Origin of the sequence: Longispora fulva, assembly GCF_015751905.1 — a bacterium.
GTDB classification, from domain to species: domain Bacteria; phylum Actinomycetota; class Actinomycetes; order Mycobacteriales; family Micromonosporaceae; genus Longispora; species Longispora fulva.
The window spans coordinates 304,878-319,371 of the sequence record NZ_JADOUF010000001.1 but is presented as its reverse complement, the minus strand read 5'-3'; the positions used below and the strand labels follow the sequence as shown (position 1 = coordinate 319,371).

10 protein-coding genes are annotated in these 14,494 nt (G+C 70.6%); 4 read left to right on the top strand and 6 right to left on the bottom strand.

The window, feature by feature from the left end; genetic code table 11:
• Positions 1 to 160: 160 nt before the first annotated feature.
• Complete coding sequence (locus IW245_RS01365) at positions 161 to 961, bottom strand: ABC-2 transporter permease (RefSeq protein ID WP_197001370.1); 801 nt, start codon at positions 959 to 961, stop codon at positions 161 to 163.
• Entirely contained in the window at positions 958 to 1,863 is a 906-nt protein-coding gene (locus tag IW245_RS01360) for an ABC transporter ATP-binding protein (protein ID WP_197001369.1), read from the bottom strand. Before IW245_RS01360 ends, IW245_RS01365 begins: the two co-directional genes overlap by 4 nt.
• Before the next feature lie 133 nt (positions 1,864 to 1,996).
• Here IW245_RS01360 and IW245_RS01355 point away from each other — a divergent pair, with 133 nt between their 5' ends.
• The 3 genes from IW245_RS01355 to IW245_RS01345 all read left to right on the top strand — a co-directional run bounded on the left by IW245_RS01355 (position 1,997) and on the right by IW245_RS01345 (position 5,759).
• A complete protein-coding gene (locus IW245_RS01355; RefSeq protein WP_197001368.1) occupies positions 1,997 to 3,202 on the top strand; it encodes a sensor histidine kinase in 1,206 nt (401 codons plus the stop codon).
• Positions 3,199 to 3,864, top strand: coding sequence for a response regulator (locus tag IW245_RS01350; protein ID WP_233473159.1), 666 nt, complete (start codon positions 3,199 to 3,201; stop codon positions 3,862 to 3,864). The genes IW245_RS01355 and IW245_RS01350 overlap by 4 nt, the downstream gene beginning before the upstream one ends.
• A 383-nt stretch (positions 3,865 to 4,247) precedes the next feature.
• A complete protein-coding gene (locus IW245_RS01345) occupies positions 4,248 to 5,759 on the top strand; it encodes a S1 family peptidase (RefSeq protein ID WP_197001366.1) in 1,512 nt (503 codons plus the stop codon).
• Positions 5,760 to 5,819: 60 nt separating this feature from the next.
• Here the strand turns inward: IW245_RS01345 and IW245_RS01340 are convergent, their stop codons facing one another.
• Positions 5,820 to 6,215 carry a RidA family protein gene (locus tag IW245_RS01340; protein ID WP_197001365.1) on the bottom strand — a complete coding sequence of 132 codons (396 nt, stop codon included), beginning with the start codon at positions 6,213 to 6,215 and terminating at the stop codon, positions 5,820 to 5,822.
• Positions 6,216 to 6,275: 60 nt separating this feature from the next.
• The gene (locus IW245_RS01335) at positions 6,276 to 7,106 is read right to left on the bottom strand and encodes a MurR/RpiR family transcriptional regulator (RefSeq protein WP_197001364.1); all 831 of its coding nucleotides are present in this window, start codon (positions 7,104 to 7,106) and stop codon (positions 6,276 to 6,278) included.
• A 65-nt stretch (positions 7,107 to 7,171) separates the two neighbouring features.
• On the opposite strand from IW245_RS01335, the gene thrC reads away from it, so the two are divergent.
• Complete coding sequence (gene thrC / locus IW245_RS01330; RefSeq protein ID WP_197001363.1) at positions 7,172 to 8,236, top strand: threonine synthase; 1,065 nt, start codon at positions 7,172 to 7,174, stop codon at positions 8,234 to 8,236.
• Between the two features lie 88 nt (positions 8,237 to 8,324).
• On the opposite strand, the gene IW245_RS01325 is transcribed toward thrC, so the two are convergent.
• Together IW245_RS01325 and IW245_RS01320 are read right to left on the bottom strand one after the other, a co-directional pair.
• Positions 8,325 to 10,703: an alpha-lytic protease prodomain-containing protein gene (locus tag IW245_RS01325; protein WP_197001362.1), complete on the bottom strand. Its 2,379-nt coding sequence runs from the start codon at positions 10,701 to 10,703 to the stop codon at positions 8,325 to 8,327.
• Positions 10,704 to 10,945: 242 nt separating this feature from the next.
• On the bottom strand, positions 10,946 to 14,380 hold the full coding sequence (locus IW245_RS01320) for a M28 family peptidase (RefSeq protein ID WP_197001361.1): 3,435 nt from the start codon (positions 14,378 to 14,380) through the stop codon (positions 10,946 to 10,948).
• Between the last annotated feature and the right edge of the window lie 114 nt (positions 14,381 to 14,494).

The following is a 14,494-nucleotide window of genomic DNA, read 5'->3' as shown; positions in this document are numbered from 1 at the left end:
CATTGGCCCTAGCCTGCGGGAGGCAGCGCCACGGGCCGCACTCCGGCGCCGGCCGCGTACGCCGTGCCGCCGAGCGACAGCGAGCCGACCACCACGAGGGCCGCGGCGAGGGCGGTTGTTCGATTCATTGGGTACACCTTTCAGAGGGGTTATGGGGGAGCTATTTCACCTCGGCGCGCAGCACCCGGCGCAGGCCCAGCGCGAGCGGGAGGGCGAGCCAGACCGTGGCGGTGACCGCCAGGTGTGCCCAGTCGCTGCCGTGCATCGACAGGTCCGCGAGCGGGCGCTGCGCGGCCTGGAAGTCGATCCACGACAACACGTCGGTGGACTTGGGGAAGTTGGCCGCGACCGTGCTGAACACGTTGGGCACCAGGAACTTGTAGAGGAAGAACACCACGATCGCGGCCGGGGAGTTCAGCAGGAGCGTGGCCAGGGCGAACCCGCCGAGCATGGCCAGGGACTGGGTGAGGACCAGGCCGACGACAGCCGCGGCGTCGACCGACCACGGCGACGCGTCGCCGATCACGGCGCTACCAGCCGCCGCGACGGCCGCCGTCGCCAACACGAAGCCGGTGACGAGCACGGCGAGCACCAGCCCGGTGACCAGCTTGGCCAGGATGACCCGGGAGCGGTTCGACTCAAGGACGAAGGTCGTGACGGTCGTGCGCTGGCTCCATTCGCTGGTCACCAGCAGAATGCCCACGATCGGCAGCAGGATGGACGTGGCGGCGCCACCGGCCACGGCGTAGTCCTGGAAGCTGAAGTCCGAGTTGCCTGTGGCCGAGACCAGGAGCATCACCGTGTACACCGCGACGGTGATTAGCCCGGTGGCGGCCAGCAGCCAGAAGCCGGACCGGGTGTCGTAGCTCTTGCGCAACTCGACCCGCACCAGTCGGGAGAACGGCGTCGGCCGGGTCCGGCTGAGGTCGATCGAGGCGGGGTGGGCGGCGATGGTGCTCATGCGGTGACTCCTTGGGTGACAGTCTCGCGCTGGGTGCCGGCGGTGAGTTCGAGGAAGAGATCCTCGAGGCCGCCGTCGGCGGGGCGCAGCTCGGTCAGGGGGATCTGGGCGGTCGTGGTGATCTGGCCGATCCGTGCCGCGGGTGCGTCGGCGCGTAGGCCGTCGGCGAGGGGGGTGAACGTGATGTCGGCCGCGTTCAGCGCGTGGGCCAGGGCGGTGCGGTCCGCGGCGCGGACGAGGGTGCCGCCGGTGCGGGCGAGTTCCTGGGCGGTGCCCTGGGCGACGATGCGGCCGCGGCCGATCATCACGATGTCGTCGGCGACGAGCTCGACCTCGTTGAGCAGGTGGCTGGACAGCAGCACCGTGCCGCCGCGGTCGGCGTACCCCTTGAGCACGCCGCGCATCCAGCGGATGCCCGCGGGGTCCAGGCCGTTGGCCGGCTCGTCCAGGATCAGCACCGACGGGTCGCCCAGCAGGGCGTGTGCCATGCCCAGGCGCTGGCGCATGCCGAGGGAGTAGTCACGGACCCGACGCCCGGCCTCGGTGTCGGTGAGCGAGACCATGTCGAGCATCTCCTCGACCCGCGCGGCGGGCAGGCCCATCAGCCGGGCGCCGAGGCTGAGCACCTCGCGGCCGGTGCGGCCGGCGTGCTGGGCGCTGGCGTCAAGCAATACCCCGACGTGACGGCCGGGGTTGGGGATCTGGTCGAACCGGTGCCCGCCGAGAGTGACCCGTCCCCTCGTAGGGGTCGTCAGCCCGACCATGATCCGCATCGTCGTCGTCTTGCCCGCCCCGTTGGGCCCGAGAAAACCGGTCACCCGGCCCGGCCGGCAAACAAACGACACATCATTGACGGCGGTGTAGTCGCCGTAGGTCTTGGTGAGGTGCTCGATCCTGATCATAGGAACGATGATTGCGGAGAGTGACGAACGGCCACCAGGATCCAGGGTCGGGACCTGACCCCTACCAAAGTAGGTGCTGGTCTGCGACCTGAGGCGGTGCTCCGGCCGACCTACGGTCCGTAACATCTTGGGAATGCAGGACAGTTCGCCCGCCTACCAGCCAGCCCTGCGCTGGTACTCGCACACGTGGCGGCTCGCATTGTGCCTGCTGGTGTCGCTTGTCGCCTGGAGCGTGCTGTGGTCGGCCCAGTGGCGGGACCACCGGCCGTTGTTCTGGCTCGATCTCGCGGTCGGGCTGGCGGCGTTCGGGCTGGTGTTCCTGCGGCGGCGGTGGCCGTTCGGCATCGCGCTGGTACTGGCCGCCGCCGGCGCGGTGTCGGCGGTCGCCATCGGCCCGGCCCTGCTCGCGGCGGTGTCGTTCGCCACCCGCCGCCGGATCGGCCGGATCCTCGCGCTCGGCGTGCTGTGGGTCCTCGCCGCGGAGGCGCACGGCTGGACCCAGCCCGACACGGCCAAAGGATTCAGCTACTCGGTGGGAACAGACGCCCCCACCGCCAGCCCGCGAGAGGCGGGCCTCGTCGCCCAGGTCGTCGTGACCTCGGCCTTCCTGGGCGTGGGCATGTACATCGGCTCGCGGCGCGAACTGCTGTGGACCCTGCGCGAACGGGCCCAGGCGGCGGAGGCCGACCGCGACCTGCGGGTCGCCACGGCCCGCGCCAACGAACGGGCCGCGATCGCCCGGGAGATGCACGACGTGCTCGCCCACCGGATCTCGCGGGTGTCGATGCAGGCGGGCGCGATCGCCATCCGGGGCGACCTGACCGCCGGGGAACTGCGTGGTCAAGTCCGGGTGATCCAGGAGCAGGCGAACGCCGCCCTGATCGAGCTGCGCGACATCCTCGGCGTCCTGCGCGAGCCCGACGACGGCCGGTCGGTCCGACCGCCACAGCCCACCTACGCCGACCTCGACAGCCTCGTCACCGAGGCCCGCCAGTCGGGCATGAACATCGAGTTCCACGACCGCATCGACCCCCGGGACACCGTGTCCGACGCGGCGGGCCGCACGACATTCCGGATCGTGCAGGAGGGGCTGACCAACGCGCGCAAACACGCCCCAGGAGCGTTGGTATCCATCGAGCTGAGCGGTGACCCCGAGCGGGGCATCGACATCGTGCTGCGCAACGCCCTGGGCTTCGGCTCCACGGCGACCGCCGCCCCCGGCTCGGGGCTCGGGCTGATCGGACTCGCCGAACGGGCCACGGTGCAGGGCGGACACCTCACCCACGCGCGCGAGAACGCGGTCTTCGTCCTGCACGGCTGGATACCATGGACCACGTGAGAACCGGGCCGACCCGGGTGCTGCTGGCCGACGACGACCCGCTGGTGCGCTCCGCGCTGGGGCTCATGCTGGGCGGTCAGCCAGACATCGAGGTCGTGGGCGAGGCTGCCGACGGTCGCGCAGCGGTCGCGGCGGCGCGCTCCCTGCGGCCCGACGTGGTCCTGATGGACATCCGGATGCCGGTCCTCGACGGGCTCGAGGCGACCCGGCACCTGCTCGCCGACCCGCGACCGCCGCGCGTGATCGTGCTGACCACCTTCGACGCCGACGAGTACGTCGTCGACGCGATCGCCTCCGGCGCGGACGGGTTCCTGCTCAAGGACACCCCGCCCGAACAGATCATCGACGCCATCCGCAAGGTCGTCCACGGCGAGCCGATGCTCTCGCCCTCGGCGACCTCGACACTGGTCCGCCAACTCCGGGACCGGGGCCGCCCCGACGACCGCGCCACCCAAGCCACCGCCCGACTGGCCACGCTCACCGAGCGCGAGCGGGAGGTGGCGATCTTCGTCGGCCAGGGGCTGTCCAACGCCGAGATCGCCGCAGCGCTGTTCCTGTCGGTCCCGACGATCAAGGCGCACGTGACCCGGCTGTTCGAGAAGATGCACGTCACCAACCGGGTACAGATCGCCATCTGCATCCACGACGCAGGACTGATCTAGGGGCCCGTCCTCAGGGTTCGACACCGGCGGATCCCGCCGACACGGCCGCGTCGAGGCCCGGGATCACGGTGTGCGGCACCCCGGTAGCCGGGGCCGACGTCGCACTTCTCGGTAGGGCCGTCCGGAGACCGGGGAGCCCGATCCCGACCACCGGTCAGGCTGGCGTGGGGACGAGCCCCTTTCGTCCCACCGGAGCTTCTCCGGCTGCCATGTGACCCTGGGTGTTCCTTGACTCCCGAACCTTCGCTATCTGTCCGCATTTTGGATGTCGCTGATTGTGAGGGCAAGGGTTTCCCCGGTATCAACGGACGGCACCCTGCGGTGATGCTGATCGGCACCTAGCCCTCGGGGGAAGGCGTTCACCCAGAACCAAGGAGCCGTTCATGTCGCGATCCCGCACTCTTCTCGTCGCCGCCGGCCTCCTGGTGGTCACAGCCACCGGATCCGCCCCGGCCTGGTCGGCCCCGCCGCCCTCGGGACTGGCCTCGCCGGGGATGCTCGCAGCGATGCAGCGCGACCTCGGACTGACCACCGCGCAGGCCCGCGACCGGGTAGCACACGAGACGACCGCGCACCGCACCGCCAAGGCCGTCCGCTTGGCGCTCGGCGATCGCCAAGCCGGCATGTGGTACGACGCCGCGACCGGCGCGCTCGGCGTCGCCGTCACCGACCAGTCAGCGGCCGACCAGGCGCGCAAGGTCGGGGCCCGCCCGACCCTCGTCCGCTACGACCAGCGGCACCTCGACCAAGCCGCGTCGGCCGTCGCGGCGCTCGTCGACCGGGACAAGCCCTCCGGTGTCAACGGCTGGGGCACCGACGCCCGGGACAACGCTGTCGTCGTGACCGTGAACCGCACCACCGCTCCCGCCGGGCTGTCCGCGCAGCTCAGAGGCCTTGACGGGGCCGTCCGGGTGGTCGAGACCGACTCCTCGCCGCAGCAGCAGGGCGGGGACGTCCGGGGTGGGGACGCGTGGACCCCGGGCACCGAGAGCAACTGCTCGATCGGGTTCGCGGCCACCGACTCCACCGGCGGCAAGCACTTCCTGACCGCCGGGCACTGCACGAACGACTACACGACGAGCCAGGCCGCGTACGGCAAGGACGGCAGCCAGCTCGGCGTCTCCGGGGCCAGCACCAACGGCTCGACCGGCGACTACGGCCGGGTCGACGTCACCTCGGCGAACTGGAACCTGTCGGCGGTCGTCAACGGGTACGGCAACGGCGACATCACGGTCACGGGCAGCGGCGAGACCGTCGTCGGCCAGTCGGTGTGCCGGTCGGGCCAGACCACCCAGTGGCACTGCGGCACGGTCACACAGCTCAACTACTCCGTCAACTACGGATCCATCACCGTCACCGGCCTGACGAAATCCGACGCCTGCTCGGAGGCAGGTGACTCCGGCGGCTCCTGGGTCTCCGGGACCACAGCCGTCGGCCTGCACGAGGGCGGCACCACCAACGGCTGCCACGTCACCACCCACGAGGCGTACTTCGAGCCGGTGAACGAGGCCCTGACCGCCTACGGCCTGACCCTCTACACCGGAGGCGGAAGCACTCCCCCGCCGGCGACGGGCTGCTCCGGCTACCAGTCCAGCTACTCCGGCTCGCTGACCAGCTCGACGACCACGAAGTACGAGCCGAACGGCACGTACTACGAGTCCACCGCTTCCGGGACCCACAAGGCCTGCCTGACCGGCCCCGCCTCGGGCGCTGACTTCGACCTGTACCTACAGAAGTGGAATAGTTCTACCAGCACCTGGGACACCGTGGCCACCTCCAACGGCTCGACCTCCAGCGAGAGCGTCAGCTACAACGGAACCGCCGGGTACTACGTGTACAAGGTCGTGGCTGACAGCGGCACGGGCAGCTACACCCTGGCGGTGACCAAGCCCTGACCAAAGACGAATGGGGTGCCCCGACAACCGGTCGGGGCACCCCATTCCTGTTCGGCCGGCTCAGTCGAGGATGGCGATCGCGTCGACCTCAATCAGGTAGCCGGGTGCGGCCAGCGTCTGTACCCCGAGAAGGGTGTCTGTGGGTTTGTGGGCTCCGAACAGGGCGACCCGTGCGGCTTCGATGACGGGCAGGTACTCCCGCTGGTGGTCGACGACGTAGATGCCGATCCTGGTGACCTGGTCCGGTCGGGCCCCTGCAGCGGTCAGGGCGCGGCCGAGGTTGGCGAACACCTGCCGCGCCTGGGCCGCCAGGTCGCCGGGGGCGACGAGGTTGCCGTCACGGTCGTCGGACATCTGTCCGGCGAGGAAGACCATCCGGCCGCCGGTCGCGACGATGACGTGGGAGTAGGTCTCGGGCCTGTCCAGGTCCTCGGGTTGGATGATGTCGAGAGACATCTCAACGAACCCCCTTCGTTGCTCAGCGGTGAGTGGGTGAGAGCGGGCGCGACCGGCACGTCAGTCGGCGCCCTGGAGGGTCTGGGCGATCGAGTCGAGAGTGGCCAGTCGGGTCGACGCGCTGAGTCGGGCGGCTGTGGCGACCAGGAGGAGTTCGGTCACCGCGACCTCGTGGGTGAGCGGTGCGACGGGGCCCGCGGCGTCCCGGGGCAGGCGGATCAGGAGCTCGGCCTCCTCGGCGAGTGGTGACTCCCAGGCGTCGGTGATGAGGAGCAGTCGAGCCCGGCGGGTGCGGGCGGTGCGGACGAACACGGCCGTGGAGGGTGAGTAGCGACGGAAGTCGTAGGCGACGATGAGGTCGGTCGGCCCCAGGTCGAGCAGGACCCGGACGCGTTCGGACGTGGGGTCGGGCACGGCGCGCACGCCGGGGCGAAGAGCTGACAGTTGCCGGACCAGGTACTCGGCGGCGAGTCCGCTCAGGGGGCCGCCCACCCCCCACACGTGTCCGGCCTCGGCCAGCAGGGTCGCAGAGGCCGACAGGAGCTGTTCGGTCATGGCCGCCAGGGTGCCGTTCAGCCCGGCCCGTAGGTCCTCGGCCGCGCTGTGCGCGTCGGGGAGTCGGGTGACGAACTCGTGCAGGCGGGAGCGGTCGTGGTCGCGTGCGGCGGCCCGCACGGTGGCCTGGAAGTCGGCGAAGCTGGCGAAGCCGAGGCGGGCCACGAGCCGCGACGCGGTCGGCGCGCTGACCCCGGCGCGCTCGGCGAGGGTGCGCAGGGAGCCGAGCGCCGCGAAGGGGTGGTCGTCGAGCAGGACACGGGCCACGGCCTGCTCGCCGTGCGGGAGGGTGGCGTAGACCTCGGCGAGGTGGGCCTGCACCGGGCGAGACGTCATGCTTACGAATGTTACACAGGCCACGGCATCCCTCAAAGTCTGAAACACATGTTACGTTCACCTCCATGAGTTCGTGGCGAGGGCTGATCGACAGCTCGTACCGACGCTGGCTACCCGTTTCCGACACCACCCCGGCCGTGACCCTGCACGAGGGCGCCACCCCGCTACTGCGCTCGGAGCACCTGTCCGCGCTGACGGACTGCGACGTGTGGCTGAAGGTCGAGGGCGCCAACCCCACCGGTTCCTTCAAGGACCGGGGAATGACGATCGCCGTCAGCACGGCCGCCGCAGCCGGGGTGCGGGCCGTCCTCTGCGCCTCGACCGGCAACACCAGCGCCTCGGCGGCCGCGTACGCCGCCCGCGCGGGCCTGGCGGCCGTCGTGCTCGTGCCCCGGGGCCGGATCGCGCTGGGGAAGCTGGCCCAGGCCATCCGCTACGGCGCCCGGATCGTCGAGATCGGGGGCACGTTCGACGACTGCCTGCGCGTGGCCCGCGAGCTCGCCGCGCACCACCCGGCGGCGCTCGTCAACTCGGTCGGCAACGAACTGCGGCTCGCCGGACAACGCACCGTCTCCTACGAGATCGTCGACGCCCTGGGCCGCGCCCCCGACATCCACTGCCTGCCCGTCGGCAACGGAGGGAACATCACCGCCACCTGGGGCGGCTACCGCACCTACGCGCGGGAGGGGCTGGCGTCGACCCTTCCCCGGATCTGGGGCTTCCAGGCCGCCGGAGCCGCGCCGCTGGTGCACGGGGTCCCGGTCGCGGACCCGACGACCGAGGCCACGGCGATCCGGGTCGGCAACCCCGCGACCTGGGACGGGGCCATCGCCGCCCGCGACGAGTCCGGAGGAATGATCGGGGCGGTCACCGATGAGGAGATCTTCGACGCGTACCGGGCCGTGGCGCGCCGCGACGGGGTGTTCGCCGAGCCGGCCTCGGCCGCCGGGATCGCCGGTCTGCTCCGGGAGCACGCCACCGGGCGGCTCGCGGCGGGCCAGACCGTGGTGATCACGCTCAGCGGCAACGGCCTCAAGGACACCGAGGCGTCCCTGCGCGACGGCTACCAGCCGACGGAGGCGTCCGCGGCGACCGCCGACGTCGCCAGGACGCTCGGATGGGACTCCTGACAGCAGCTAGGACGGCGACGGCCGCGGATCCAGCGAGGAGAGACCCACAGTGCGTGTCCCGCACCGTGGGTCTCCGAGCTCACGAGGTCTAGCTCGTCGTTGTCACGTCGTCGACGACCGAGTACACAGGATCGTCGGCGTAGTTGTCGTCGTGGTTGGTGAACGTGAGGGTGTAGGAGTGTCCCGCGGTGACGGGGACCGTGACCTGCTGGAAGGACTTCGCCTGGGTGCAGATCTTGTCCTGCGGGGTGCTCGTCGCCCCGGTCGTGTTGTCCTTGAGGGTCGCGGTGAACCAGGCGTACGCGACCGTGTCGGGGCACGACATCTTGTACCAGAACGACAGCTGGGTGGCTCCGGCCGGCGCGGTGAACGTCTGGCTCAGGGTCGAGTCCGTGCTCGGGGTGACCGCCCCGATCCGGGCGGCGCGGGTTCCGCCGTGTACCGGGGTCGCGATGTTGCCGGTGGCGCCGGCCGACGTCCAGCCGCCCAGGTCGCCGGTCTCGTAGTCGCCGTTGACGACCCCGCCGGCGGGCGGGGTGCCGCCGCTGACCGTGACGTCGTCGAAGGCGGTGTACGAGATGTCGTAGGGGTTGCCGTCGGCGTGGTTGACCAGGGTCAATGTGTAGCTCACCCCGGCGTTGACGGGGGCGGTGACCTGCTTGTAGGCGGTGTCGGTGGAGCAGGTGCGGGCGAGGACCGTGGTCGTGGTGCCGGCGGCGTTGTCCTTCAGCGCGGCGGTGGCCCAGTCGTAGTACACCGTGTCGGGGCAGGTCATCTTGTACCAGAAGGACAGCTGGCCCGCCCCGGTCGGCGCGGTGAAGGTCTGGCTCAGCGTCGACTCCACCGTCGCCGTGGTCGACCCGACGAGCGCCGCCTTCGTGCCGCCGTGCACGGGGCTGGTCACATTCGACGCCGTGCCCGCCTTCGTCCAGCCGGTCAGGTCGCCGGTTTCGAAGTCCCCGTTGACGATGCTGCCGGAGGGGCCTGGGTCGGTGGTGACGGTCAGGGTGTAGCTGGCGCTGTGGCCGTTGGTGGTACCGGTGCCGGTGACCGTGATCGGGTAGGTGCCGGCCGCTGCGGCCGTTGTCGTGGCGATGGTGGCCGTCGAGGAGCCGCCGGACTGCACCGAGCCGGGGTTGAAGGTGACCGAGACTCCGGCGGGGGCTCCGGTGGCCGCCAGGGTGATGTTCTGTGCGCTGCCGGAGACGGTCGCGGTGTTCACCGTCGTGGTGGTCGCCGATCCCGCGCGCACGCTGCCGGAGGTGGCGCTCAGGGTCAGGGAGAACTCGGGTGGCACGTCGGAGGTGTAGAGGGTCAGGTTCCACTTCTGCAGGGCCTCGTTGACCGGCTGGAAGACGGTGTTGGGGCTGCTCTGCCCGCAGGGGTTGCCGCCACCGGAGTGCAGACCGACGGCCTTGGCGGTACTGCCGGAGCCCATGACGTAGCCGCCGCCGGAGTCCCCGGAGTTGGAGCAGGCGTCGGTGTAGGTCAGCCCTTCGATGGTGGGGCCGCCCTGGTACACGACGGTCTGGTTGACGGCCGTGACCTTCCCGCACCGCCACTGGGTGGTGTTCCCGGAGTGGCAGACCGCGTCGCCGACCACGGCCTCGGCGGTGCCGTTCACGCTGACCGCGCCGTTGCCCCAGGTGTTGACCGTGTTGCTCAGGGACCAGTTGTTGGCGTGGTTGACGGCCACCACGCCGAAGTCGCCCTCGTTGGCGTTGATGCTGCGGGAGCCGCCGACGTTGCTCGTGCCGAGCTGCTCGCCCTTCGTGCCGGACGTGTTCTTGCCGTAAGCGGCCTGGTTGGCGTCGTTGGTGCAGTGCCCGGCGGTGACAAGGTGCTTTCCTCCGGTGGAGTCGACGGCCGCGAAGCCGATCGAGCAGTTGGACTCCGTGCCCGGCCACCAGGGATCGCCGGCCTGCACGACCCCGGACTGCTGGCGCTGCGGGCTGCCGTCGACGACCCGGACCGCCGGGCTGAGCGCTGTGGCGGTGTCGAGGAAGCCGGCCGCCGCGCCCCGGTCGTGCACGGTGATGACGACGCTGTTGGTGCGGGCGTCCACGCCCCAGCCGCTGACCCCGGCGACTCCGCGCCCGGCCAGTGCCCCGATCTGGCGGGCCAGGCCGGTCAGTTCGGCGGCGCTGCGGGCGACGGTCTGCGGCACGGCGCCGGCGGCGCGTACCCGATCGGCGGTGGTCTTGTCCGTGACGGCCACGGTGAGTTTGCCGCTGGTGGCGTCGAACCAGGCGCTGGCGGCCAGGTCCCTGCCCAGCGCGGCGGCGATCCGGTCGGCCGTGTCCTGTTGGGCGAGGCGGGTGCGGGCCTGGGCTGCCGTCAGTCCGAGATCGCTTTGTAGGCCGGCGACCATGCCGTCCGGGACGGGGTCGGCGGCGGACGCCGTGACCGGTAGGAGCGCGGCGGTCAGGGCGAGCGCCGCGACAAGATTTCGAAGTGTGGACCGCATGGCGGGACTCCAATCGAAAGCCGTCAATGTCATGACGGTAGGGACGCCGGACGCCTCCCCGAAACAGGGGAATCCCTTGAGCGGCCGTGACCGGCAAAGGGCCGGCTCCGGGGAAGCCAGATCCCGGAGTCGGCCCTTCGTCTCCCCCTCAGGAGGTCATGGGTGGTGCGGTCTTTCAGGTCGGGGCCGGCCCCGCGGACGCCTTGCCGGGGCCGGCCCCTTCCTCTCCCCTCAGTGGGAGGTCACAGGGTGACCGACCAGGTGTCGAGCACGCCGGTGTCGCCGGGCCCGTAGTCGGTGACCCGCAGCTGCCAGGTTCCCGAGGCGGCCGAGTTCGCCGGCACGCTGTAGGACTTCTGGCCGCCGAACGGGGTGCAGGGGTAGTTGCCGGTGCCGGAGTACTTGACCGCGTACACCTGGCCGTTGGGGGCGATCAGGCTGATCCCGAGGTCCTCGGCGCAGGTGTGGTTGATCGTGACCGACAAGGTGACCGGCGTGGTCGCCTGCCCGGTCGCGGTGGAGTTCACCGAGCTGGTGATCCGGTTGTCGTTGATCGGGAAGTCCGTGTCGTTGGTGAACGTCCGCCCGGTCGGCGGAGGCGTGGTCGGGTTCGGCGACGGGCTGGAGCCCCCGTCGGTGACGGTCAGGGTGTAGGTGCTGGTGTGGGTGGCAGAGCCCGTACCCGTCACGGTGATCGTGTAGGTGCCCGGGGTCGCGTTGGTGGCCACCGAGATGTTCGCCGTGGCGCTGGACCCCGACGTCACCGACGACGGGCTGAAGGTCACTTTCACCCCGGCCGGCACGTTGCTCGCCGTCAGGGCCACCGACTGGGCCGCGCCCGAGGTGGTGGCCGTGTTAACCGTCGTCGTCAACGACTGGCCCAGGTTCGCGGTGCCCGAGCTCGGACTGACCGTCACCGAGAAGTCGTTGACGGTGCTGGTCCCCACGGCCAGATTCCAGATGGTGTACGCGATGCCGTCCGCGCTGCGGTTGAGCGCGGTCGCGTTGATGTTGGAGGTGGTGTCACACGACTGGTGGTAGCAGGAGTCATACGCCTGCCCGGCCGTGCCGCCCCACTTGGTGGCCTCCGCCGGCGACTTGGTGGCGTTGGCCCCGGTCGCGTACCCGGAGGTGGGGACGCCGCCGTTCTGGAACGACGCGTCGTCGGAGCGGCCCTGGCCCTCGACGTTCTCCTGGGGCGCCAGGTTCAGCGAGTCCCAGTACGCCTTCATCGGCGCCGACGTCGCGGTGGTCAGGTTGTTGATGAAGTACCCGCCGTTGGGCGAGGCGACCATATCGAAGTTGTAGTACCCCTTGATCGCGCTCTTCTGCGCGGCGGTGAGGGAGTTGACGTAGAACTTGGAGCCGTTGAGGCCCTGCTCCTCGTCCGTCCACCAGCCGAACCGCACGTGCTTGGTCATCGTCGGGTTGGCCTGCGCCAGGGCGAGGGCCGCCTCCAGGATCGACGCCGACCCGGAGCCGTTGTCGTTGATGCCCGGCCCCGCGCTGACGCTGTCGAGATGCGCGCCGAACATGACGGTGTTGTTGGTGTCGCCGCCCGGCCAGTCGGCGATCAGGTTGTTGGAGACGTAGGTGCAGCTGGTGCAGTTCTGCTCGGTGACCGTGAAGCCGGCCGCCTGCAACTTGCCCTTGATGTACGCCACGGACTGGGTGTGCCCGGCCGATCCGGCCCGGCGGGTGCCGCCGTTCTGCGAGGCGATCGTGCCCAACTGGGCCAGGTGCGCCTGCACCTTGGCCACGTCGATGTCCGGCGCGCCGCCGGGGTTCGGGTTCCCGCCGCCGACGGTCAGGGCGTAGGTCGCCGTGTGCGTCGCCGATCCGGTCCCGGTCACCGTGACGGTGTAGGTGCCTGCGGTCGCGGAGGTCGAGGCGGCGACGGTCATCGTGGCGTTCGCGCCGCTCTGCACCGACGCGGGGCTGAACGACACCGTGACCCCGGACGGCTGCCCGGACGCGCTGAGGTTCACGGTCTGCGCGGTGCCGCTCGTCGTCGTCGTGCCCACGGTGACGGTGGTCGAGGCGCCCGGCTGGACGCTGCCACTCGCCGGGCTCAACGAGACCGAGAAATCATTGCCAGGGGTGCCGGTGCACGTCGCCTCACCGGACTGCGCCGGCAGGGTCACCGCGTCCCACGCGGCCTTGGTCTTGGTGAACAGAGCACACGTGGAGTCGAGGCTCTTTGCGGCCTGCAGGGTGGCGATGCGGTACTTCTTGTACGTCATCCCCGACGTCTTGAGCAGCATCGCGTTGTAGAACACCTTGCCGGCGCTCTGGATCCCGACCCCGGTCAGCGTGCTGCTGTTGCAGGTCGGGCTCGTCGGCTGCCCGTCCGTCGGGGCGGTGCCCTCGGCCAGCAGGTAGAACCAGTGGTTCAGGGGCCCCGCAGCGTCGTGCACCTCGGTGTTCGGGATGCTCGACGAGTAACAGTTGGGGCTGCGGCCGTCCTTGGACGGGTCGTACATGTACCGCAGCGGCTTGCCGTCGCCCTGGAGGCTGACGACCTCGCCGACCTCGAAGTCGGGCCTGTCCTTGGGGTTGTTCGCGTACGCCTCGGTCAGGGAGCCGAAGATGTCCCCGGTGCCCTCGCCCAGCCCCGCCTCGGAAGAGGTGCCACCCGGGGTGTACTCGTCGAGCCCGTGCCCCATCTCGTGCCCGACCACGTCGAGGGCCACGAGCTGGCGGTCGTTGGGCTGGTTGTGCCCGAAGGCGGCGTAGCCCTGGCCGTTGTACCAGTGCGCGTTGACGTCGCCCTCGTTGACGTAGATCGGCACCGCGTTGCCGTTGCCGTCGATCCCGTTGCGGCCCAGCCAGTTCTTCAGCATGTCCCACTCGCGGCCGACGGCGTAGAACGCCTCGGCGCAGGCGGTCTTCAGATCCGTGCCGGAACCGTTGCCCCAACTGGTAGAAGTGTTCGTGTAGACGCTCTTCGTGCTGTAGTCGCCGCACTTCAGGCCCGGGCGGCCGGTGTCGACCAGGGTGCGGTTGCTCCCCGAGGCGGAGGCGTCGATGTCGACGGTCCCGTCGTAGTACCCGTTGACGGTGTCGGCGTGCACGCCCTCGACCGCGTCGGCCACCTGGCCGCTGTGCGCGTCGACGTACACGGTCTGCTCGCTGGGCTCGGAACCCTTGCGGCCCGTCACCAGGGTCTCCCACGCCAGCCGCGGGTGCTCGTCACGGACCAGCACCACGAGACGGGACGTGCCCACGGTGTCGACCCGGGTCAGCTTCGCCCGCGACGCGACGGCGGCCTGCTCGGCGGTGACGGTCGCGGCGATCGGCACCGAGATCGCCGTGTGCGACGCCGAGGCTGTGGTCAGCACGTGCCCGGCGGCGTCGGTGGCCACGACAGCATCGCCACCCACTACCGGAAGTCCCTTGTAGGTGCGGTCGTAGGACACGTAGTACAGGTCCCGCTGACCCGGGTCGCCGCCCCGGTACACCGCTCGGCGGTCGAACTGCTCGCTGGGGCCCTTGCCCAGCGCGTCCAGCCCGCTCAGGGCCGCCCGGTCGGCGGCGGCGACCGCCAACCCGACGGGATCGGACGCCTGTGCGGACGGCGACTGCGCCGCCGACCACGACAACGCCGCCGCCGTGCCGGCGACCACCGCGAGGGCGATCCCGGCCGCTGCGACCGGTAACCCGGCTCTACGCCTCATGTGCGCACTCCTTCGACTCCATCCGCGCACACCGATGGCGCGGATAACGGGCAGCTAACAAGAGATCGACGCCCACGGAAACGGAGGAAACCCTTGACGCGGCATTGTTAAGGC

Coding starts and splice junctions, on each gene's coding strand:
- IW245_RS01365 (WP_197001370.1), bottom strand. CDS start 961: ATGAGCACCATCGCCGCCCACCCCGCCTCGATCGACCTCAGCCGGACC.
- IW245_RS01360 (WP_197001369.1), bottom strand. CDS start 1,863: ATGATCAGGATCGAGCACCTCACCAAGACCTACGGCGACTACACCGCC.
- IW245_RS01355 (WP_197001368.1), top strand. CDS start 1,997: ATGCAGGACAGTTCGCCCGCCTACCAGCCAGCCCTGCGCTGGTACTCG.
- IW245_RS01345 (WP_197001366.1), top strand. CDS start 4,248: ATGTCGCGATCCCGCACTCTTCTCGTCGCCGCCGGCCTCCTGGTGGTC.
- IW245_RS01340 (WP_197001365.1), bottom strand. CDS start 6,215: ATGTCTCTCGACATCATCCAACCCGAGGACCTGGACAGGCCCGAGACC.
- IW245_RS01335 (WP_197001364.1), bottom strand. CDS start 7,106: ATGACGTCTCGCCCGGTGCAGGCCCACCTCGCCGAGGTCTACGCCACC.
- thrC (WP_197001363.1), top strand. CDS start 7,172: ATGAGTTCGTGGCGAGGGCTGATCGACAGCTCGTACCGACGCTGGCTA.
- IW245_RS01325 (WP_197001362.1), bottom strand. CDS start 10,703: ATGCGGTCCACACTTCGAAATCTTGTCGCGGCGCTCGCCCTGACCGCC.
- IW245_RS01320 (WP_197001361.1), bottom strand. CDS start 14,380: ATGAGGCGTAGAGCCGGGTTACCGGTCGCAGCGGCCGGGATCGCCCTC.